Source organism: Gardnerella sp. c10Ua_31 (genome assembly GCF_055700915.1).
Map to the genome: position 1 here is coordinate 34,381 of NZ_JANUYG010000001.1, position 21,595 is coordinate 55,975.

At 39.9% G+C, this 21,595-nt stretch carries 13 protein-coding genes; 12 read left to right on the forward strand and 1 reads right to left on the reverse strand.

Annotated features, from left to right (window positions below; translation table 11 throughout):
* Nucleotides 1-67 precede the first annotated feature (67 nt).
* The 8 genes from uvrC (at nt 68) to NYP55_RS00195 (ending at nt 14,815) form a co-directional block, all read left to right on the forward strand.
* Complete coding sequence (gene uvrC / locus NYP55_RS00160; protein WP_472781511.1) at nt 68-2,290, forward strand: excinuclease ABC subunit UvrC; 2,223 nt, start codon at nt 68-70, stop codon at nt 2,288-2,290.
* A 57-nt stretch (nt 2,291-2,347) separates the two neighbouring features.
* A complete protein-coding gene (locus tag NYP55_RS00165) occupies nt 2,348-3,478 on the forward strand; it encodes a GuaB3 family IMP dehydrogenase-related protein (protein ID WP_472781393.1) in 1,131 nt (376 codons plus the stop codon).
* A gap of 420 nt (nt 3,479-3,898) precedes the next feature.
* Complete coding sequence (gene ahpC / locus NYP55_RS00170) at nt 3,899-4,462, forward strand: alkyl hydroperoxide reductase subunit C (RefSeq protein ID WP_032816827.1); 564 nt, start codon at nt 3,899-3,901, stop codon at nt 4,460-4,462.
* Between the two features lie 101 nt (nt 4,463-4,563).
* Entirely contained in the window at nt 4,564-6,201 is a 1,638-nt protein-coding gene (gene ahpF, locus NYP55_RS00175) for an alkyl hydroperoxide reductase subunit F (RefSeq protein ID WP_472781394.1), read from the forward strand.
* 68 nt (nt 6,202-6,269) lie between these two features.
* Nucleotides 6,270-7,172: a LysR substrate-binding domain-containing protein gene (locus NYP55_RS00180; RefSeq protein WP_016635329.1), complete on the forward strand. Its 903-nt coding sequence runs from the start codon at nt 6,270-6,272 to the stop codon at nt 7,170-7,172.
* 218 nt (nt 7,173-7,390) lie between these two features.
* Nucleotides 7,391-10,702: a tetratricopeptide repeat protein gene (locus tag NYP55_RS00185; protein WP_472781395.1), complete on the forward strand. Its 3,312-nt coding sequence runs from the start codon at nt 7,391-7,393 to the stop codon at nt 10,700-10,702.
* 56 nt (nt 10,703-10,758) lie between these two features.
* Nucleotides 10,759-13,683: an NAD-dependent DNA ligase LigA gene (gene ligA, locus NYP55_RS00190; protein WP_472781396.1), complete on the forward strand. Its 2,925-nt coding sequence runs from the start codon at nt 10,759-10,761 to the stop codon at nt 13,681-13,683.
* Nucleotides 13,684-13,687: 4 nt separating this feature from the next.
* Nucleotides 13,688-14,815: an Mrp/NBP35 family ATP-binding protein gene (locus NYP55_RS00195; protein WP_115793944.1), complete on the forward strand. Its 1,128-nt coding sequence runs from the start codon at nt 13,688-13,690 to the stop codon at nt 14,813-14,815.
* Between the two features lie 83 nt (nt 14,816-14,898).
* Here the strand turns inward: NYP55_RS00195 and NYP55_RS00200 are convergent, their stop codons facing one another.
* The gene (locus NYP55_RS00200) at nt 14,899-16,266 is read right to left on the reverse strand and encodes a DUF349 domain-containing protein (RefSeq protein WP_472781397.1); all 1,368 of its coding nucleotides are present in this window, start codon (nt 16,264-16,266) and stop codon (nt 14,899-14,901) included.
* A gap of 96 nt (nt 16,267-16,362) precedes the next feature.
* Here NYP55_RS00200 and hisS point away from each other — a divergent pair, with 96 nt between their 5' ends.
* The 4 genes from hisS to NYP55_RS00220 all read left to right on the forward strand — a co-directional run bounded on the left by hisS (nt 16,363) and on the right by NYP55_RS00220 (nt 21,594).
* Nucleotides 16,363-17,763 carry a histidine--tRNA ligase gene (gene hisS, locus NYP55_RS00205; protein ID WP_128814153.1) on the forward strand — a complete coding sequence of 467 codons (1,401 nt, stop codon included), beginning with the start codon at nt 16,363-16,365 and terminating at the stop codon, nt 17,761-17,763.
* Nucleotides 17,764-17,899: 136 nt separating this feature from the next.
* Entirely contained in the window at nt 17,900-19,696 is a 1,797-nt protein-coding gene (gene aspS, locus NYP55_RS00210; RefSeq protein ID WP_020758970.1) for an aspartate--tRNA ligase, read from the forward strand.
* A 199-nt stretch (nt 19,697-19,895) separates the two neighbouring features.
* Nucleotides 19,896-20,666, forward strand: a complete 771-nt coding sequence (locus tag NYP55_RS00215; protein WP_032835928.1) for an amino acid ABC transporter ATP-binding protein — start codon at nt 19,896-19,898, stop codon at nt 20,664-20,666.
* Nucleotides 20,667-20,721: 55 nt separating this feature from the next.
* Nucleotides 20,722-21,594 carry a glutamate ABC transporter substrate-binding protein gene (locus NYP55_RS00220; RefSeq protein WP_472781398.1) on the forward strand — a complete coding sequence of 291 codons (873 nt, stop codon included), beginning with the start codon at nt 20,722-20,724 and terminating at the stop codon, nt 21,592-21,594.
* Nucleotide 21,595 lies beyond the last annotated feature (1 nt).

The window sequence follows — 21,595 nt, forward strand, 5'->3', positions numbered from 1 at the left end:
GAAAGGAGGTGAGATCATGAATGTTCTAAATTCTAAAGAATCAAATATTAGAAACGATGAAGAAAATATGGAGACTAGAGAAGCTAGAAAAAATATAGAAATCAGTAGGGGAGAATGGAAGAAAACTCACCAATCTAAATATGATAAAAGTCATGCAAGCTACTTTGAGAATTCGTCAAAAAACGATTTTGGTGCTCCTCTTTTAGGCGATAGTCGTGATTTATTTAGGCCAAAAACTTCCGATATTCCAAATCAGCCTGGAGTATACAAGTGGAGAGATGAGAGAGGAAAAGTAATATACGTTGGAAAAGCAAAAAGTTTAAGAAACAGGCTATCGAATTATTTTCAGCCCTTAAATCAGCTTCATCCTAGAACGCAATCAATGGTATTAACAGCTAGAAGCTTAGAATGGACTGTTGTAAATACAGAACTTGAGGCTCTAACGCTTGAATATACTTGGATTAAAGAGTTTAATCCAAGGTTCAACATTGTTTTTAAAGACGATAAGACATACCCATATATTGCAGTATCTGTAAATGATGATTTTCCAAGAGTTTGGATTACTAGAAATCGAAACTCAAAGTCAACGCAATATTTTGGACCGTATGCAAAAGTTTGGCAATTAAAACACAGTTTGGATTCTTTGCTAAAAACTTTTCCAGTTAGAACATGCCGACAGTCTGTTTTTTATAAAGCACAAAAAACAGGAAGACCTTGTCTTCTTGCATCTATTGGAAAATGCTCTGCACCTTGCGTTCAAAAAGTAGACAAAAAAACGCATAGGAACAATGTTGAACAATTAGTTGGCATTCTAAGTGGTGCTATTGGAGATTCCTACATTAACGATTTAACAAGAAAAATGAAGGAGTTAAGCAATAACTTAGATTTTGAAAATGCTGCAAAAATAAGAGACAAAATCAACATTTTTAGAACTGTTATTCAACAAAATTCCGTTGTTTTTAACGATAATGTAGAAGCTGATGTTTTTGGTTTTAGTGCAGATTCGCTTGAAGCATGTGTTCACGCATTCTTTGTTAGAGAAGGTCTACTTCGCGGAGAAAAAAATTGGCAAGTCGAAAGAAGCGAAGATATTAGTGATAAAGATATAATCGCAAACTTGCTTATACGAGTTTATTGTGAATATGAATCAAATAATGATTTGCAATATGCAAACTCATTAAAAATAGAGCAATCCAGGAATGCGTTACAAATCGATTACTCTAGCGGCCAAAATATAAATTCGTCGTACAGAGCTAAAGAAACAAAGGAACGCAAAAAGCGTCAAGAAACAACTGGAAGAGGAGATTTGCTCGACCCAATTTGCCCAGTTCCTAGAGAGATTATTATTCCTATTGAATTAGAAAAATCTCATAAAGAAAATCTTGAAAGATGGCTTAGTGGTTTAAGAGGCGCGAAAGTAACTATTAAAGTTGCAGAACGTGGAGATAAGCGCTCGCTTATGGATAAAGCAAACTTGAATGCTGAGCAGTCTCTTAAACAGATGAAAACAAGTAGGATTTCTACTTTAGAATCTAGAACTAATGCTATGAATCAAGTTGCTGCAGCTCTTTCAATGAGTGAAGCTCCTTTGCGAATCGAATGCTACGATATTTCAAACTCAGCTGATGGAAGATATCAAGTTGCATCAATGGTTGTTTTTGAAGATGGAATTGCTAAACCTAGTGAATATAGAAGATTTTCTATAAAAGGCCCCAATGGTATTGGTCAATTAGATGATTTAAGCGCATTATATGAAACTATTTCTAGACGTTTTAAGCATGAAAGCGATAGTTGCAACAATGAAGATGATGATTGTGTAGAAAATCGCGCACAATCATCCTCAAAAAAATTTGCATATACGCCAAATCTTGTAATCGTTGATGGTGGTATTGAGCAAGCAAAAGCAGCTCAAAAAGCAATGATTGATTGCAATGTTAAAGGCATAACAGTATGTGGATTATCTAAAAAATTAGAAGAAGTTTGGCTGCCTAATAGCCAATACCCAATTATTCTAAAAAGAAGCTCCGAAGGATTGTATTTGCTTCAAAGAGCTAGAGATGAATCTCATCGCTTTGCTATTGCTTATCATAGAAAAAAACGTGCAAAGGCAATGTTGTATTCATCTATTGACTCAATTCCTGGAATTGGCGAATCTTATAAAAAACGTTTGCTTTCAAAATTTGGCAGTGTTAAAAATCTAAAAGAAGCAAGCGTAGAAGATTTACAAAAAGTTCCTGGAATCGGTTTGTTAAAGGCTAAAACTATTTATGAGTTTTTGCACTCTCAATAAATCTAAACAATTCTATGGCATGTTGATTAGTCATGATAAGCAACTAGCCTTATAAGTATGTCTCAAGAAATCGAAATAGGTTTGGGCAAAAAAGCCCGAGTTGCTTACTCACTAGACGATATTGCTATACTTCCTTCTCGTCGTTCTCGCGACCCAAAGGCTGTATCTACATCATGGCAAGTCGACGCTTATAGTTTTGACGTACCAGTGATTGCTGCGCCAATGGATTCTGTTACAAGCCCAGATACGGCTATTGCAATGGGTCAAATGGGAGCATTGGGCGTGCTTGATTTGGAAGGATTGTGGACTCGTTACGAGAATCCAGAACCACTTCTTAAAGAAATCTCAGAACTTAAAGACGAAGTTGCAACTAAGCGCATACAAGAGATTTATTCGGAGCCAATCAAGCCAGAACTTATTGTTAAGCGCTTGCACACAATTCGCGATGCTGGTGTTACGGTTGCAGGTGCTCTTTCTCCGCAACGCACTCAAGAATTTTATTCTACTGTTCTAGAAGCAGGCGTTGATTTATTTGTTATTCGCGGAACTGCTGTTAGTGCAGAACATGTTTCTAAAGACCATGAGCCTCTTGATTTAAAGAAGTTTATTTACGATTTAGATGTTCCAGTTATTGTTGGAGGTTGTGCAGACTACACTTCCGCATTACATCTTATGAGAACTGGAGCTGCTGGAATCCTTGTTGGTTTTGGCGGTGGAGCAGTTTCTGCAACAATGCATACGCTCGGAGTGCAAGCGCCTATGGCAACTGCTATTGCAGATGTTGCAGAAGCTCGCAGAGATTATATGGACGAGTCTGGCGGTCGATACGTTCAGATTATTGCAGATGGCGGCATGGGAACGTCTGGCAACTTTATTAAGGCGCTTGCCATGGGAGCAGATGCAGTAATGCTTGGCACTCCTTTAGCGCGTGCAACTGAGGCTCCAGGACGCGGAATGCATTGGGGGGCAGAGGCTCGTCATCCTTCTTTGCCGCGCGGTATGCGCACGAATGTTGGAACTGTTGCTCCGCTTGAGAATATTTTGTTTGGACCAAGCCATATGGCAGATGGAAATACTAACCTTATTGGCGCTTTAAGACGAACAATGGCATCTACAGGCTATGTTGATGTTAAGAGCTTCCAACGCTGTAGTGTTGTTTTCAACCCATTCCATCAAGACATAAGATAAATAATAAAAATCTTATAATCATTTTATCGGGATGAACAAGATTGCGCGCTCAATTCAATTTTGAGTGCGCAATTCTTGTGTATAGGCCAAAAATGTTTAAAGCTAAGTTGATGAATATTAGTGAAATACGATTAGTCAGTTATCTTTTGGCTCATAATCCCGTTTTTGATAGTTTTGTTTTTGCGCATCGACTTTTGTCCCAGAATTTTACAAAGTTAAGTTAGTTTTCAAAATCATTATTGACATAACACATGTAAGTCTATAGAGATTATCTATACGTATAGGATTATTAATACAAATAATCTATTATAAAAATACGGTTAAATCTAGATTCTTAAGCAAGCTATTTAACACGTTTAACTAAAAATATTGCAAAAAGCAATAAAAGATTTTAGCAAACAAGTAAAGATTGGAGTTGTTATGAGCCTTATTGGTACGCATATTCTTCCATTTAAGGTAAATGGATACAAGAATGGCAATTTTGTAGAAGTAAGCGACAGTGACGTTCTTGGAAAATGGGCTATTTTCTTCTTCTATCCAGCAGACTTTTCATTCGTGTGCCCAACAGAGCTTGAAGATCTTGCAAACCACTATGAAGAGCTTCAAAAGTTGGGTGTAGAAGTTTATTCTGTTTCAACAGACACGCACTTTGTTCACAAAGCTTGGCACGATGATTCTAAAGCTATTGCAAAAGTTCAATACACAATGCTTGGAGACCCAAACGGCGCGCTTTCTAGAAACTTTAATGCGCTAAATGAGGAATCTGGTTTAGCTCATCGCGCAACTTTTTTGGTGGATCCTCAAGGCAATATTCAATTCTACGAGATGACAGCAGACGGAATCGGTAGAAATGCCGACGAGATGCTTCGCAAAGTTAAAGCTGCACAATTTATTGCATCTCACCCAGGAGAAGTGTGCCCAGCGAAGTGGGAGCAGGGAGAAGAAACACTTGCTCCATCTATTGACTTAGTTGGGAAAATCTGATTTTAACAGTTGATTTTATTTGCTTATTTTAACTGCTGATTTTATCGACTGATTTTAACACAATTTACACGTTGCTTTGATTGCTACAGAAAGTGAAAATAATGACTTTATTAGATTCAAATTTAACTACTCAACTTGCTGGATTGTTAGAAAAAATGGTTAATCCGATTAATCTTGTTGCGTACGTTGATAGCAGTGAAAATTCTCAAAAAGTTATTGAGCTTTTGCAAGAAGTAGCAAATCAAAGCAACAAAATCACTGTTATAAAAGATGATAAAAGTAGCACGAAGCGAATCCCAAGTTTTTCAATTACTAATCCGCAAAATAACGTTTCTGTAAGTTTTGCAGGTTTGCCACTTGGTCACGAGTTTAGCTCTTTAGTTTTGGCTATTTTACAAGTAAGTGGTTATGCTCCCAAAATAAGCGAAGACCAGCGCAAAGCAATTTTGCAACTTGGAAGTCATGATATTACTACATACATGTCTGTTACTTGCATTAATTGCCCAGAGGTTGTTCAGTCACTTAATACAATTTCGATTATCAATCCAAAAGTAAAGCATATTGCTGTAGAAGGAAGCGCTTTCAAAGACGAGGTAGATGCTCTTGGCGTAATGAGTGTTCCTGCTGTTTTTGAAAACGGAAAGATGATTTCTTCTGGAAGGTCATCTATAGACGAATTAGTTGCGATGCTTTTAAGACAAGAAGAAAATGGGGATTCTAGCGATTCGAGCGATTCTAGCGATTCTACGGAGGCTAGCGATTCTTCACTAGCGCAAAAAATGAACGCTAAAAACCCATACGACGTTCTTATTGTAGGCGGAGGTCCTGCTGCGAGCGCTGCTGCGATTTACACAGCTAGAAAAGGTCTTAAAACAGCAATGATTATGGACCACAGAGGCGGTCAGGTTGTTGAAACAGAAAGCATTGAAAACCACATTTCTCAAACGCACACAACAGGCGCAAAACTTGCTAACGATTTAACAAACAACATTGCTCAATACAATATTGACGTATTTACTCCCGATTGGGCTACGTCTTTAGACGTTGCAGAAGAACCTTACGGATTACACACGATTAACACTAAATCTGGCGGAAGTCTAAAAGCTAAAGCGGTGATTATTGCAACAGGCGCTACGTGGAGAACACTTGGCGTTCCTGGAGAAGATGAATACAGAAACAGGGGAGTGTCGTTCTGCCCGCATTGCGATGGCCCTTTGTTTAAGAACAAGAATGTTGTAGTTGTTGGTGGAGGAAATTCTGGAGTCGAAGCTGCAATAGACTTAGCAGGAATTGCAAATCACGTTACTGTTATAGAGTTTATGGATTCTCTTAAAGCGGATCAAATATTGCTAAACACTTTGCATTCTCTTTCTAATACGAATGTAATAACAAGTGCATCTCTTAGCAAAATAGAAGGAGATAACAAAAAAGTTAGCGCAGTGCATTATATGGATCGCAATGAGAATAATGCGGAAAATCGTGAGAAAATTTTGCACACAGACGGAGTGTTTGTTCAAATTGGTTTAATGCCAAATACAAAGTGGGTGGCAAATAAACTAAGCTTAAACAATCGGGCAGAAATAGTAACAGATAGAAAAGGATGCACGAGTATTCCTGGCATTTTTGCTGCTGGCGATTGCTCGGATGAGCCTTATAAGCAAATTGTTACAGCATATGGTTCTGGCGCAAATGCAGCTCTTAGTGCTTTCGACTATTTAATTAGAGATCCACATAATTAAAATCATGCATGGAACATTCATAGAATACGCATAGAACGCACCTATAACACGCACAGAAAGATAAATACTTGAACATTAAATCGCTTGAATACTTAATTGCATTTGCAAAAGAAGAAAGCTTTACAAAAGCTGCCGAGCGCATGCACGTTTCTCAGCCAACTTTATCTACGCAGATTAAAAAGCTAGAAGACACGCTTGGAGTTTGTCTTATAGAGAGAACTCCAGGAAAGCAGATTTTAACTCCTGCAGGAAGAGAAGTAGTGTATTATGCAAAGCGTATTCATTCGGATGTTTCTAACATTTATCAAGCAGCAAGGCGCTTAGAAGATCCTTGGTCTTCTACAATAGTTTTAGGCATTTTCCCAACATTATGCCCATATCTTTTGCCTAGAATAATACCTGTTCTGCGTAAGATTAAGCCGAATTTTACTATTCGTTTTGTTGAAGAAAAGTCCGCAACTTTAATCGAATTGCTAAATAATGGTCAAATCGATGCAGCAATATTGAGTGAAAAGTTAGACGAATCGTCAATAAAGGTTAATCATATTTTTGATGAAGATTTTGTTTTAGCAGCGTCAACAAATTCGCAATTAGGAAACCAAAAATCTCCAATCGATTTGTCTCAATTATCTAGTCAAAAAATACTTCTTTTGGAAGATGGACATTGTATGAGACGAAGTATGATTGATGTTTGTCAAAAGGTTGGAGCAAAACAGTCCGAATTTTGTGCAACATCTTTGGAAACCTTACGATACATGGTTGTTGGAAGCAAAGATGTAACATTGCTTCCGCGTCTTGCGACTCTTCCGCCTATTGTTCAGCCAGCTGGTTTAACAATTCGCGAGTTTAATAGTCCAAAGCCGTACAGATCGCTGTACTTAAATTGGCGAGCTGCTTCTCCAGTAGACAAGATTATGGAAGGATTATGCACGATTATTTGTGGAACTTGCGCGAATTTGCATAAAAAATAGTTGCGATCATATATTTGCATATTTAACATGATTTAGCAGAATCTTAGTAAGATTTTCTATAAAATTTGATTACATGCTTGCGATTCAACAATCATTTATATTTAGAATGTTCGCTATACTTAGAATGTTCAGTAAGAATCAATAAGATGCGTATAAATCAATTGTGTAGAATTTTATTGTCTTACGTTAAAGTTGTGCAATAAGAAAGAATGGGGATTATGCAAAACCAAGTGCAATCTAGCAATAACGCTGATTCAATCTGCCATAATGCAAAAAATTGCAATTATAACGCAGATAGAAGCATGCAGATTGCGCTACGTACAATTGATACGCTTTGGGAGAGCAAAAACTCAATTCCTGTTAAGCTATTTTCAAAAAAACATATTTTTAACGATTTTCCTTTTATGCCTAGCTCAACAAAACTGGGTTGGATTAAGATTTACGGCAAAAAACAAGGTATTTCAATTGGATTGTTTAGCAAAGATCGCAAACGTTTTTACCAAGTTGCTGTTGCTGATTTAGAAGGCAGAGTTTACGAAGGGCACACTGTAACAATTGAAGATACAACGGAAAATATACCCGAATTGTCTTTTGTTGAGCAAAACTCTATGACTATTTCTAACTCAGATAGATTCTACGGTTGCATTGATAAAAAAACTACTCGAGCAAGTCATAAAGCGAGCCATAGCGCAAGCCATATCAAAAAAAGTGGTTTTAAGAATAAGTCAAATAATGATTTAGTTGTTATTAAGGGAGATGTTGTTGTTCAAACTTCTAAAGATGGCGGAATTCAATGGGTGTCGTCTTGGATTCGTAAAGCAAATACTAAAAAAGAAACTTATACGCTAGAAGAAACGCGTGTAGATTTGCCTAATAATTTGCGTTGCAATCTTAGTTATTTTGACGCAATCGCTATATCTTATTTTGCGTCATTTTTTGTACCAGATATGTTGTTAGCTTTTAGCGGATTTGGGTCTGGAAACATATTTAGGCATCTTACAAAAGAAGCACCTTTGAGTGCTATTAGGCGAAGCGTTTGCGATGCAAACACGGCAGAGAGAGCTGGTCTACGCGTATCTGCAATGGAGAAATATTTTACGTACTTAATGGCAGATGCGGGAGCGTTAGAGGACGCTGGAGCATTAGAGGCTGAACACGCCGCTGAAAGATTGCATTTGCAAAAATCTAAATGTTCAGATGCAAACTTTTTAGTTTGGGATGATTCTTTGGAGGCAAAATCCGCGTTAAAAGCTTTGCGTATAGAAGGCGCAATAAACAGATTTCAGTCTATTAGCAATTGCTTAGAAGAAAACTGCTCTAATGGCGGTGATTTAACAGAAAATAACGCAACTTATAATAAAGTTTGCGCAATGGACATGGCTTTTATAAACGATCCAGCTTTTTGTGCAAGTGGCGAGATCGACATGAATTCTTTTGGCGACCCGTTGCAAGACAACAATATTAGGCCATTATTGCATTTACTTAACCGTGCAAGAAAATCTAATGATTTGTATATTTATAAAGCTGACGGATCTTCTAATTGTGAATGGTCGTACAGGCAAAGACTCTCGGAACTAATCAGAAGCCTTTATTTGCCTTTTAGATTCGATGCTGATTTTAGATCTAATTTAGATAGTGGGAATGTTGCATTATCGTTTATGGCAACAGGCAATTCAATGATGCCTAATCTAACATACGATTGTGTTAAAAAAGATTTTGTTCCAATAAGCGAACAAAACAGATCCAAAATGACAACTAACTACAATCTTCGTCTTGGATTAATGCTGGCTACTCTTGCTTTTGGTGCTAGCGAAGAAGTGCAAAACGTTTCAATACGATTAGATTCAATCGGCTTAGAAGAGATGGTTGCAGCTCAAGACGTTGCTATGAATAAAATTTTAAGCCAAACGATTAATGCTCTTAATCACATGAATAAAAATGCTGCAAGAGCAAAAGGCGATCCAAAAGATGGGGATATTCATGGAGACGTTAGTAGTGGTTTTGCTAATTTAGGGTCTAGCGCGGATAGTAGTGCGGACAGTACTTCAGATAGTCTTGTTGAAAGCATTGTAGAAAATCTTGAAGATACAAGCGCAAGCAACAGTGATAATAGCGCTAACGGTAATCGTAGCGATAATAGCAATAGTAGTAATAGCGATAGCAATAATAGCGCAAAAAACGAAGACCCAATGGCAGCGTTTAGCAAATCTCCTTCGATTATACCGTTGCTAACTGTTACTTTTACTAGAAAGTCGTTCTTAAAGCACATACGCGCAAACGGATTAAATAATCCTCTTGAAACGTATAAAAAGTTTAATGCAACTTTGCAAGTCGATGAAAACGGCTCATTAAACCAAATTGAGCCAACGTTTGACTTACGAGACAGCTGCTTTGCGCCGCATGGTGCTCAAGAAGAACCAGAGTTTTCCGACATAATTTTTGACGCAAAGTCGCAAGAATTGTTAGCAACTCAAGACGCAAAAGGCCTTTCAATACAGCGCGAAGACGTTTTACAACAAGCGGTTGCTGATTTTAATCACATAGCGTCTAAAGCAATTATGACGAACGCAGAAAAAGCTCGTATGGCAATGGATATTGTTGAAAGCATTAACGATCCAGAGCTAAACGATCAAGCAAACCATGTAATAAGTGCATTAATAGACGAAAAAGAAATACCAGAAATATCGTTTAACGCTTCAAAAGATATTTACAATATGCGAGTGCATGCTCACGAACAATTTATGAGTGGAGATTTAGAAAGCGCAATCGAAGAGTATGAAAACAATATAAAGCATTTTGACGATATGTTTGCTTCTGGGGATGTTGTTCCAAGATACTTCAACTCGTATGCTGAGCGCGTTGTTTATAATCGCATGTTTGCAACGCAAAACGAGCAAATGAGGCTTATACCAGACGGACTTTTCTACGCGCATATGGAGATTGCGGATTTACTCGGCCAGCTTGGAAGGAGTAAAGAGGCGCTAAAACATCTAAATACAATGGTTTCTTATGCTCCAACGTATGTTATATCTCACTTAAAGTTAGCTTCGCAATTATCTCGTCAAGAAGATTGGCCTTCTGTAGAAGCAGTATGCTTAAACGCTTTACAAGTATGTTTCGATAGAGAAGATGCTGCGTTTATTTACTACAGGCTAGCATACGCAGAGTGGATGCAAGATAACTTCCCGCTCGCTGTTGCTGCATATATGGTTGCAGATGACTTGTTTAGTGAAAAAAATGAATCTCTAGAAGTAGAGCTTGCAGAACTCTTAAGTAGAGTTGAATCTCAATGCATTTCTGTTCCTAAAAGCTTGCATCAAGCAAAAGAAATGCTAGAAATAAATAATGTTGTGAATTGGCCAGATGTTAATGCATATGAGATTATTGACGAAGCTGCAAAAGTCACTGTTAATGAGGGTATGTTTGTTATTGCGCGAACTCTTTCTGTTGCTAGATCTAGAATGCTTTTTAGAAACGATTCTTCTGAAAGTATTGTTCAAATGCAATTTTTGCGATCTCTTAACGCTTAATAAATTCTTGTTAAATAAGCTATAAAATAGACTAAAACGCTTTGAAGGGAAGACTCATGGCTGCATCTAATGGTGATTCAATGCAACATTCAATCGGTGCGCAATTGTCACTTTTTGATGACTTAGATAGTGTTAATAATGCTGAAAATATACAAAATAATAATGAGCCAAGCGATGATGGCAAATTTGCGTCAATCCAAAGCGTAAAGCAATCTCACGATGTAACAAGTGATTTAAGTGAGTCTAACACTTTTAGTTCAATCGCAGATTTTGACAATTGGATTGCTAAGCTAGAGCCGTCAGATTCGGACGCAATGCAATTAGCTAAGCTTGATCCTTCGCTTTTAACAACAGAACAAGGCGCAAGATTATGGGCAAAATTGGCTGCATGGGCGCAAGCAGATCAAATCGCATACTATGTTGACGATTCTCCAACAAGCTCCGACGCAGCTTACGACGCAAGAATGCGAGTTTTGAGCGCACTTGAGGCTACTTTCCCGATTTTAGACACGCCTCAATCGCCAACACATAGAGTTGGCGGAACTTTTTCTAACGATTTTGCGCCAGTTCGTCACCCTTCAAGAATGATGAGCTTGGATGATGTTTTTTCGATTGATGAATTAAAATCCTGGTATAACAGCATTATTCGAGACTTGCAATGGCCAGAAAATAAGCCGTTGCCAATGACATGCGAAGTAAAAATCGATGGACTTGCGCTAAATCTTATCTACCGAAATGGAACTTTGGAACAAGGACTAACCCGAGGAGACGGTGTTACTGGAGAAGACATATCGCTAAACGTAAGAACAATCGAAGAAATTCCTACGCAATTGCATGGAGAAAATCCAGACGATATTCCAGAATTTGTGGAAATCCGCGGCGAAGTATTTATGAAGTGGACGGATTTTAGAAAACTGAATATTGAGCAAGAAGATTTAAGCAAAGCTCCTTTTGCAAATCCAAGAAACGCAGCTGCAGGCTCCTTAAGACAAAAAGATCCTAGAATTACAGCCACAAGACGCTTGAGTTTTATAGCACACGGATTAGGAAATCTAAAGTGGAAGGACTTAGCGCAAAGCGGTGGCGAATCTAATGCGCATACCCAAACATCATTCAACCAATCGGACGCTTACGAATTGTACAAAAAATGGGGTGTTCCTGTTTCTCCATATACGCGCAAAGTTACATCTTTTGAACAAATAGAAGACATGATTGACTACTATGGTGAGCATAGAAACACTATTATTCATGCATTAGATGGAATTGTAGTTAAAGTAGACGATCGCTCATTGCAAAGAAAGCTCGGAGCAACTTCTAGAGCGCCGCGTTGGGCAATTGCGTACAAGTATCCGCCAGAGGAAGTTAACACGCGCTTAAAAGATATTGTTGTTCAAGTTGGAAGAACAGGAAGAGTAACCCCAGTAGCTGTTTTAGAGCCAGTAACTGTTGCAGGCTCCACAATATCTCGTACAACTTTGCACAATCCATACGAAGTTGAGCATAAAGGCGTACTTATTGGAGATACAGTTGTTGTTCGCAAAGCTGGAGATGTTATTCCAGAATTAGTTGGACCTGTGCTCAAATATAGAAATGGCAGAGAAAATGAATTGAAAAAATTCGTTATGCCAGAGTATTGTCCATCTTGCGGAACAAAACTTGCTCCTACAAAAGAAGGCGACAAAGACATTCGCTGCCCTAATGTAGAAAATTGCCCAGCTCAGCTTACTGAGCGCATAATCAACTTGGCTTCAAGACAAGCTTTTGATATTGAAAATCTTGGCGAAGCATCCGCTCTTGCTCTAACTAATCCAGAAGATTCTAGGCCAATAACGTCAAAAGTTTATATTGAAGATAAAAGCATAAGCAAAATAGTTGTTGAACGCGGATCTTCTAATCCGCCGATTCTACCAGAGTCGAATTGCGATCTTCCTGCTCCTCAAACTCCTGTTCTTACTAGCGAAGCCGATATTTTTAACCTTAGTGCTAACGATTTGCGAAATGTTAAAGTTTGGAAGGAAATTCCGCTTGTTGAAGAATGGGAAGAAGTAGGAAAAGACGGAAAACTTAAAAAACGATCTAAAAAGATTGGCGGAAGTGGATTATGGAGGCAAGTCTCAGCTTTTTGGACTAGGCCTCTAGAAGCTACTAGAAGAAAGTCGAATGATGATTCTAGTAATTCTAGTAATTCTGATAGCTATAGTAGCTCTAGCAACTCTATCGGCGATGAATCTAAGGAATCTTTTAGTCCAAACTACCCGCTGTTTGAAGTTCCTGTAGATGCGTATGTAACAAAGCTAGTTGAAAAGAAAATTCGCATAAATAATGTTCTTAAAACAGTTGAAGCACCAGAATACACTCGTCCTAGCGAAACAACAAGAGCAATGCTAGAAGAAATAGCTCAAAAAGGTAAGTCTGCGCCTCTTTGGCGTGTGCTAGTGGCACTTTCTATTCGCAGGCTTGGGCCTCCAACAGCTCGCCTTATAGCTGCAAGATTTAGCTCAATCGAGAATATTGCAAATGCTACTATTGAGGACTTAACTCAAATTGATGGCGTTGGTCCAGAAATTGCTCAAGCTGTTTACGATTGGTTTGAAAAATCAAAAGATTCTAACGATTGGCGTAGCGAAGTTTTAAGAAAATGGAAAGAAGCTGGAGTTGTTGGAAACGATTCCGCACAATCCAATAATCTTGAGCAAACGCTTAGTGGCAAAACTGTTGTTGTTACAGGGTCTTTAGAAGATTTCACACGAGATTCTGCTAAGGAGGCTATTGTATCTAGAGGCGGAAAAGCTGCATCTTCTGTTAGTAAAAAAACGTATTGTGTGATTGTTGGAGCAAATGCTGGATCTAAAGAAGCTAAAGCAGAAGAACTTGGCATACCAATGTTGAACGAGAATCAATTTAAGATTTTACTTAAAACGGGTAGTGTTGAATCTGCACTAAAAAACGATATTACACTTGATTCGCAAAGTGAATTGTAAAAACATGAGTAATAATCTTGTTGAATTAGAAACGCGTATTTACGACTTATTGGGTAGTGTGATTGATCCAGAATTAGGGCGTTCTGTTACCGAATTAAACATGGTTACGGGCATTCGCGTAAGCGAAAAATCATGCGAATCAAATAATCATAATCCAACTTATAGCGTTTCTATAGACATTGAGCTTACTGTTCCAGACTGCCCATTAGCTCAAGTTATTACGCAAAGAGTTCAATCAGTTGTAGCAAAGTACCCAAATGCAACGCTTATTCCAACAGTAAACGTAAGCGCTATGAGCAAAGATAAGCTTGCAAAGCTTGTTTCGGATTTAAAAGAGGAGCGTAAAGAAAACCCGTTCAATAAAAATGGCGTTAAAACAAGGATTTTTGCTATTGCATCTGGAAAAGGCGGAGTTGGAAAGTCTTCTATAACAGCTAATTTGGCTGCCACTTTTGCATCTCTTGGCTATAAAACAGCAGCAATAGATGCAGATGTTTATGGTTTTTCATTGCCACGCATGTTTGGAGTTACAACTCAACCCACTAATCTGAATGGCATGCTTATGCCAGTTGAAGCTTGGGGAGTTAAGCTGATTTCTATTGGAATGTTTGCTGGAACAGATCGCGCGATTTTGTGGCGAGGACCCCGTTTGCAACGTTCTCTTGAGCAATTTCTATGCGATGTTTGGTGGGCAGATCCAGACGTGCTTCTTTTAGATTTGGCTCCTGGAACAGGAGATATGGCTTTAGCTGTTGCACAATCATTGCCGAATGTGGAGCTTGTTGTTGTTACAACACCTCAACCTAGCGCTTCGGATGTTGCTGTTAGAGCGGGGCTTATGGCTTTGCAAATTCCAGTTAATGTGCGCGGTGTTGTAGAAAATATGAGTTGGTTCGATAATAATGGAGCACGCTTAGAAATCTTTGGTTCGGGAGGCGGAAAGCGCGTGAGCGATCAGCTTTGCAAAGCTCTTGGTAAGAGTGTTCCTCTTCTTGCTCAAATCCCGTTAGACACAAGTATTAGAGAAATTGGAGAATCGGGCAGACCTGCTGTTCTTACAAAAGATGGCAAACTAGCAAACACTCAATTAGCGAATACATTTGTTAGTCTTGCAAAATCATTAATCGATTAATCGATAAAAAATGAGGCCACTTGACTCTTCGTCAAGCAGCCTTATTTGCAATATGCTTTATTTTATTAAGACATTAAAACAAACTACTTAATAGCGTTAAGCCACTGTTCTTTAGTTGCTTTTTCTGCCTGTAGCTTAGCTTTACGCTTTGCATCTTTTTCGCTTGCAATCTTAGACTCAAGATCCTCGAGTTGAGCCTTCAATTGCGCAGCAAAACTAGACTTGCGAGCATCTGCTTCTGGGTCTGCATCCTTCCAAGCAGCATCTTCAACAGCCTTAATCTTCTTGTCTACATCGTTCAAGCGAGATTCAATTCTGCGCATATCTTCGCGTGGAACAAAACCAATCTTGTCCCATTCTTCTTGAATCTCAGACAAAGCTTTGCGAGCAGCTTTAGCAGCTTCTTCGTCTTTAACAGGAACAAGAGCTTCTGCTTTAACGAGCAAAGCTTCCTTCTTGCTAAGATTTTCTTTTTCGCCAGCGCTCATCTTTTCTCTATCTTCTTGACGAGCATGGTAGAAAGCATCTGCAGCTTCGCGGAACTTAGTCCACAATTCGTCGTCGTGTTGACGACCGGCATTGCCAGCCTTCTTCCAGCGATCCATCAAAGCATTAAACTTCATTGAAGTTTCACGCCATTGAGTAGAATCCTTTAGGCTTTCCGCTTCTTTTATGATTGCTTCTTTAATCTCTTTAGCACTATTGCGCTCATTGTCTCGCTCTTTAACCCAAGCAGAGCGAGCTTGAGAGAACGCAGAGCGAGCCTTGGAAAAACGCTGCCAAAGAGCATCCGCATCCGCCTTGTTTAAGTGAATCGTAGTGCGCTGATGCTGCTGCCACTTATCGAACAGCGAACGAAGCTTATCGGAAAGCGAGCGCCAATTTGTAGACTCGCCCATTTGTGCAATAAGCGCTTCTGCCTGTTCAACAATGGCTGTGCGATCTTTAAGAGCCTTCTCTAGCTCCTCTTTGCGAGCTTTAGCGAGTTCATCTTTTTTAGATGCAGCTTTAGTTTTTAGCTCGGCGTGTCGCGCGCTTAAAGCGGCAAGATCTCCAACAACAGATGGCTCCTTAAGCTCCGCATCTAAAGTAGCTAAGGTCTCGTCAATTTCCTTTGGCCTTACGTTAGAAGATTCAAGTCTTTTTTCAAAAAGATTAAGCTTGATTTTTAAGTCAAGATAACGGTGTACGTAGAAAGTCAAAGCGTCTTCTGGAGTGCCAGTAGAGTATTGCCCTACTTCGCGTTCTCCACCAGCTTCTCGAACATACACATTTCCATTTTCATCAACGCGCCCAAAGGTTTTTGCGGTTTTAACGTCTTCTTCGCTATAAGAAATAGCAGGAACGGCAGCAACAACGCGAGCTTTATTTGCTAAGCTTGCAGGCGAAGGAGCATGCGGCTTTGGGGTAGCTTGTTTAGTAGTTTCTATAGGTTTAGTCTGTTCGGTCACGGGACGACTCCTTAGAGCATATGCACGGTAATAGTGTTACGAATAAGTATGACGGTAAGCCATGATTTTTCCGTAACATAACCTATTATAGTGGACATGGTACAAGGCTCATCAATATCTGGTTTTCCCGAGTGGCTTCCAAGTGAGCGCGCTGTTGAGCAGCGTGTTATGGACACATTGCGGGAAGTCTTTGAATTAAATGGTTTTATAGGCATTGAAACTCGTGCTGTTGAGCAGGGTTCAAGCTTGTTGAAAAAAGGCGAAACTAGTAAAGAAATATATCTTTTATCTAGATTGCAAGAAGTGGGTCACGAAAGCGACACACCAGTTGAAAATCGCATTGGATTGCACTTTGATTTAACAGTTCCTCTTAGTAGGTATGTTGTTGAACACACTGGCGATTTAGCATTCCCATTTAAGCGTTGGCAAATGCAAAAAGTTTGGCGTGGAGAGCGTCCACAAGAAGGACGTTTCCGCGAGTTTGTTCAAGCAGATATTGACGTTGTAGGGAATGGCGACTTGCCATCTCACTACGAAGTGGAGCTTCCGCTTGTTATGGTCGAAGCTTTGGAGCGTTTGCGCAAGTTTGGATTGCCAAAAGCCACTGTTCACGCGAATAATCGCAAGCTTTCCGAAGGTTTTTATAGAGGAATTGGCTTAAGTGATATTGAAGGTGTTCTTCGAGAAATCGATAAGCTAGATAAGATTGGCGCAAAAGAAGTTGCAAATCTTCTTGTAAAAGAATGCGCAGCTTCGGATTCTCAAGCTGAAGCATGCTTAGAGCTGGCAGAGCTTAGCGCTAATAGTGGTGAAGAGTTAAAGACTAAATTCAACGATTTATGCGATAAACACAATATTTCTAGAGATTCTAGCAATGAATCTTACGCTTTAGCTATTGAAGGCGTAGAAACGCTGGCAATGATTGTAGACGATGCATCAAAAATTCGTCCAGGATCTGTTGTTGCAGATTTGAAGATTGCACGCGGCTTGGATTATTACACTGGCTCAGTTTACGAGACGTTCCTAGAAGGCGCTGAATCCCTAGGGTCAATCTGCTCTGGCGGAAGATACGACAATCTTGTTTCTCAAGGAAACAAAAAGTATCCAGGCGTAGGTCTTTCTATAGGTCTTTCGCGCTTGCTCTCTTACATGCTTCACACAGCTGGAGCTACAGTTTCACGCGTTTCTCCTGCTGCAGTAATGGTTGCAGTTTGGAACGAGGAAGATAGGCCAGCTTGTAACAATATTGCTCAAAAGCTTCGCTCTAGAGGAATTGCAACAGAAGTTTCTCCAAGTGCAGCAAAGCTTGGTAAACAAATCAAATATGCAGATAAGTTGGGTATTCCATACGTTTGGTTCCCAGCAGATAGTACGGATTCTGAATCTAGTCATGATGAAGTAAAAAACATTATTACAGGAGAGCAAGTTTGCGCAGACGTTACGTCTTGGCAGCCAGATGACGCATATGCACATCAAACTGTTTCTTGCGCTCAATAATTGCAATTTGCTTTTTAAGATTTAAGATTTGCGATTTGCTTTTTACGATTTTAATATTTGAAAGCGCGATTCATGCGGTAAACTATTAAAGTCAAAACAAAAATTAACAAAATTATTCAAACAAGGAAGTGGACTTATGAGCCAGACGGCGTATCGCACACACCATGCCGTTGAAGTGACTGAGACATTAGTTGGACAAAACGTAACCATTGCTGGTTGGGTTGATCGTCGCCGCGACCACGGTGGCGTTGCCTTTGTAGACGTTCGAGACAACACTGGCTTAGTACAAGTTGTTATTTACGATGAAGAAACTGCGCGACCATTGCGTAGCGAGTTTGTTGTGCAAGTTACTGGCGAAGTTCGCTTGCGTCCAGATGGCAATGAAAATGACCATTTAGCAACAGGAAAAATCGAAATCGTTGCAAATAAAGTAACAATTCTCGCTAAGTCCGATGCGTTACCATTCCAAGTTTCTACAGCTTTGGAAAACGAGTCCGAAAACAAGCTTCCTAGCGAAGACGTACGTTTGAAGTACCGTTATCTTGATTTGCGTCGCCCATCAATGCAGCGCAATTTGAAACTTCGCTCTAATATGGCTAAGGCTGCTCGCCACGCTTTGGAAGATATGGACTTTACAGAGGTAGAAACACCAACGTTTATTAAGTCCACTCCAGAAGGCGCTCGCGATTTTGTTGTTCCAGCGCGCTTGGTTCCAGGCTCTTGGTACGCTCTTCCACAGTCTCCTCAGCTCTTAAAGCAGTTGCTTATGGTTTCTGGTGTTGAGCGCTACTATCAGCTTGCTCGCTGCTACCGCGATGAAGACTTCCGCGCAGATCGTCAGCCTGAGTTCACTCAGCTCGATATGGAAATGAGCTTTGCAAGCCAAGAAGATGTTATGGCTATGGCAGAGCACGTTATTGCAGCTATTTGGAAAGAAGCTGGTCACGAGATTACTCTTCCTTTGCCTCGAATCACTTGGCAGGAAGCAATGGATAAGTACGGTTCCGATAAGCCAGATTTGCGTTTTGGAAACCCACTTATTGAGTTGACTGACTTCTTTAAGAACACTCCATTCCGCGTGTTCCAAGCTCCTTATGTTGGCGCTGTGCTCTTTAAGGGCGGTGCAGATACACCTCGTCGTCAGTTTGATGCATGGCAGGATTGGGCTAAGCAGCGCGGAGCTAAGGGCTTGGCTTACGTAGTCTTTGGTGAAGATGGCGAGCTTAAAGGCCCTGTTGCTAAGAATCTTAGTGAAGAAGAGCGTGCAGGACTTAAAGAAGCTGTTGGTGCGCAAGATGGCGATGCTGTGTTCTTTGCAGCAGGCAGCCGTGAATCTTCTCAGCTTTTGCTCGGTGCTGTCCGCGTAGAGCTTGCTAGCCGCGCAGGATTGCTTCACCCAGATGAGTTTGCTTTTACTTGGGTTGTTGACTTCCCACTGTTTAAGCGCACGGATGATCCAGACGATGACGATGTTGCAGTTGGCCACTCCAAGTGGACTTCTATGCATCATCCATTTACAATGCCATCTGCTGATTGGATTGACAAGTTCGATAAAGACCCAGAACATGCAATGAGCGATTCTTACGACATTGTTTGCAACGGTAACGAGATGGGCGGCGGCTCCGTTCGTATTCACCGCGACGATATTCAAGATCGCGTTCTTAACGTTCTTGGAATCGATAAAGCTGAAGCAGACGAAAAGTTTGGCTTCTTGCTTGAAGCGTTTAAGTATGGTGCTCCACCTCACGCTGGTATTGCTTTGGGATGGGATCGTACTGCTGCAATTCTTGCAGGCGCAAGCTCGATTCGCGACGTAATCGCCTTCCCTAAGGCTGGTGGCGGTCGTGATCCTCTAACTGGCGCTCCTGCTCCAATCTCTGCTGAACAGCGTGCAGAAACTGGCGTTGACTACGATCCAGAAGAAGACGAGTAGTCGCAAGCGTTAAACAAGAATTAGTATTCATATGCCGTTAAGTCATTTGGTTAACTAAACCAAAATCAAGGCTTAACGGCATTTTTTATGTAAAATTAACATTTTTGTATCATTTTTAATGTTTTTCGTAACTCTATAGTTGGTTAAAAGTAACTATTACGATAAACGCATGTAACACAAGAACATTAAAATCCTTTCTATGGATACTAAATTAAACAATACAAAAAAAGTAGCACAGCCTTTAGTGGAACTTAGTCATGTTGAAAAACATTATGGCAAGCTTCACGTTTTGAAAGATATTAACTTAACGGTCGATAAAGGCGAAGTGCTTGTTATTATTGGACCTTCTGGTTCTGGTAAGTCAACAATGTGCAGGACGATTAATCGTCTTGAAACAATCGATTCTGGAGATATTCGCATTGATGGTAAGCCTCTTCCTCAAGAAGGAAAAGAACTTGCCGCATTGCGTGCAGAAGTAGGAATGGTGTTCCAGTCCTTTAATCTTTTTGCAAACAAGACGATTCTAGAAAACGTTACGCTTGCTCCTATTAAGGTTCGCCATATGGAACAGCAAGAAGCAGAAAGTTTAGCAATGGATCTTCTTGCTAGAGTTGGCGTAGATAATCAAGCAAACAAGATGCCTTCTCAGCTTTCTGGCGGTCAGCAGCAGCGAGTGGCAATTGCTCGCGCGCTTGCAATGCACCCAAAGGTTATGCTTTTTGATGAGCCTACATCTGCACTTGATCCAGAAATGGTTAACGAAGTTCTTGATGTTATGGTTGAGCTTGCAAAAGAAGGAATGACCATGATTTGCGTTACTCACGAGATGGGCTTTGCGCGTAAAGCCGCAGACAAAATCGTGTTTATGGCAGATGGCAGAATTCTTGAGCAAAATACGCCAGAAGAGTTCTTTGAGAATCCAAAGACAGACAGAGCAAAAGACTTCCTTTCAAAGATTTTGACTCATTAATTTGATTCTTAATTGAAATCATTAATATCGATTTTTAAGTCTTTAAGAGGTAGTTATGAAATATTTACACAATATTGCTCTTAAGTGTAAGCGCTGCAAACTGGGATTAAGGCATACATATCGCGCAATTTTATCTATGATTTGCGTATTGTGCTGCGTTTTCCCGCTTAGCGCTTGCAGTAGCGATAATCGCAGTAACGTAATACGCATTGGTATTAAGTTTGATCAGCCTGGTCTTGGTTTCAAAAAGTCTGGAACCTACGTTGGCTTTGATGTAGACGTTGCAAAGTATGTTGCCAAAAAGTTGGGTTACTCCGAAGATAGGATTGTTTGGAAGGAATCGCCTTCAAAACAGCGCGAAGCAATGCTTCAAAATGGCGATGTGGATATGATTGTTGCAACATATTCCATAACAGATGCCAGAAAAAACACTGTTTCTTTTGCAGGACCATATTTTATTGCTGGTCAAGATTTATTGGTTCGTAAAGACGAGCATAAAGTAAGTGGCCCAGACGATTTAGATGGAAAGCGCTTATGCTCGGTAACTGGTTCTACGTCTGCAATAGTTATTAAAGAGAAGTACTCTTCAAAAGTTCAACTTATGCAACAGCCTGGTTATGCGGAGTGTGCAACAGCATTATTCTCTGGAATCGTAGACGCTGTTACAACAGACGATATTATTCTCGCTGGTCTTGCTACAGCATCGCGCGGCAAACTAAAGCTTGTTAGTAAGCCATTTACTGAAGAACACTACGGAATTGGCATTAAAAAAGGAAACACTAAGCTAGCTAAGCGCATTAATAATGCTCTTAAAGACATGATTAAAAATGGCTCATGGAAAAGGGCATTAGACGATAATATGCACGGAACTGGTTTTAAGCCAAACGCAAAGTATAATCCGCCAGTACCAAATGAGGGGGAGGAGTAAA

Bases quoted from the DNA above. Each gene is read 5' to 3' on its own strand.
- uvrC (WP_472781511.1), top strand. From the start codon at position 68: ATGGAGACTAGAGAAGCTAGAAAAAATATAGAAATCAGTAGGGGAGAA.
- NYP55_RS00165 (WP_472781393.1), top strand. From the start codon at position 2,348: ATGTCTCAAGAAATCGAAATAGGTTTGGGCAAAAAAGCCCGAGTTGCT.
- ahpC (WP_032816827.1), top strand. From the start codon at position 3,899: ATGAGCCTTATTGGTACGCATATTCTTCCATTTAAGGTAAATGGATAC.
- ahpF (WP_472781394.1), top strand. From the start codon at position 4,564: ATGACTTTATTAGATTCAAATTTAACTACTCAACTTGCTGGATTGTTA.
- NYP55_RS00185 (WP_472781395.1), top strand. From the start codon at position 7,391: ATGCAAAACCAAGTGCAATCTAGCAATAACGCTGATTCAATCTGCCAT.
- ligA (WP_472781396.1), top strand. From the start codon at position 10,759: ATGGCTGCATCTAATGGTGATTCAATGCAACATTCAATCGGTGCGCAA.
- NYP55_RS00195 (WP_115793944.1), top strand. From the start codon at position 13,688: ATGAGTAATAATCTTGTTGAATTAGAAACGCGTATTTACGACTTATTG.
- hisS (WP_128814153.1), top strand. From the start codon at position 16,363: ATGGTACAAGGCTCATCAATATCTGGTTTTCCCGAGTGGCTTCCAAGT.
- aspS (WP_020758970.1), top strand. From the start codon at position 17,900: ATGAGCCAGACGGCGTATCGCACACACCATGCCGTTGAAGTGACTGAG.
- NYP55_RS00215 (WP_032835928.1), top strand. From the start codon at position 19,896: ATGGATACTAAATTAAACAATACAAAAAAAGTAGCACAGCCTTTAGTG.
- NYP55_RS00220 (WP_472781398.1), top strand. From the start codon at position 20,722: ATGAAATATTTACACAATATTGCTCTTAAGTGTAAGCGCTGCAAACTG.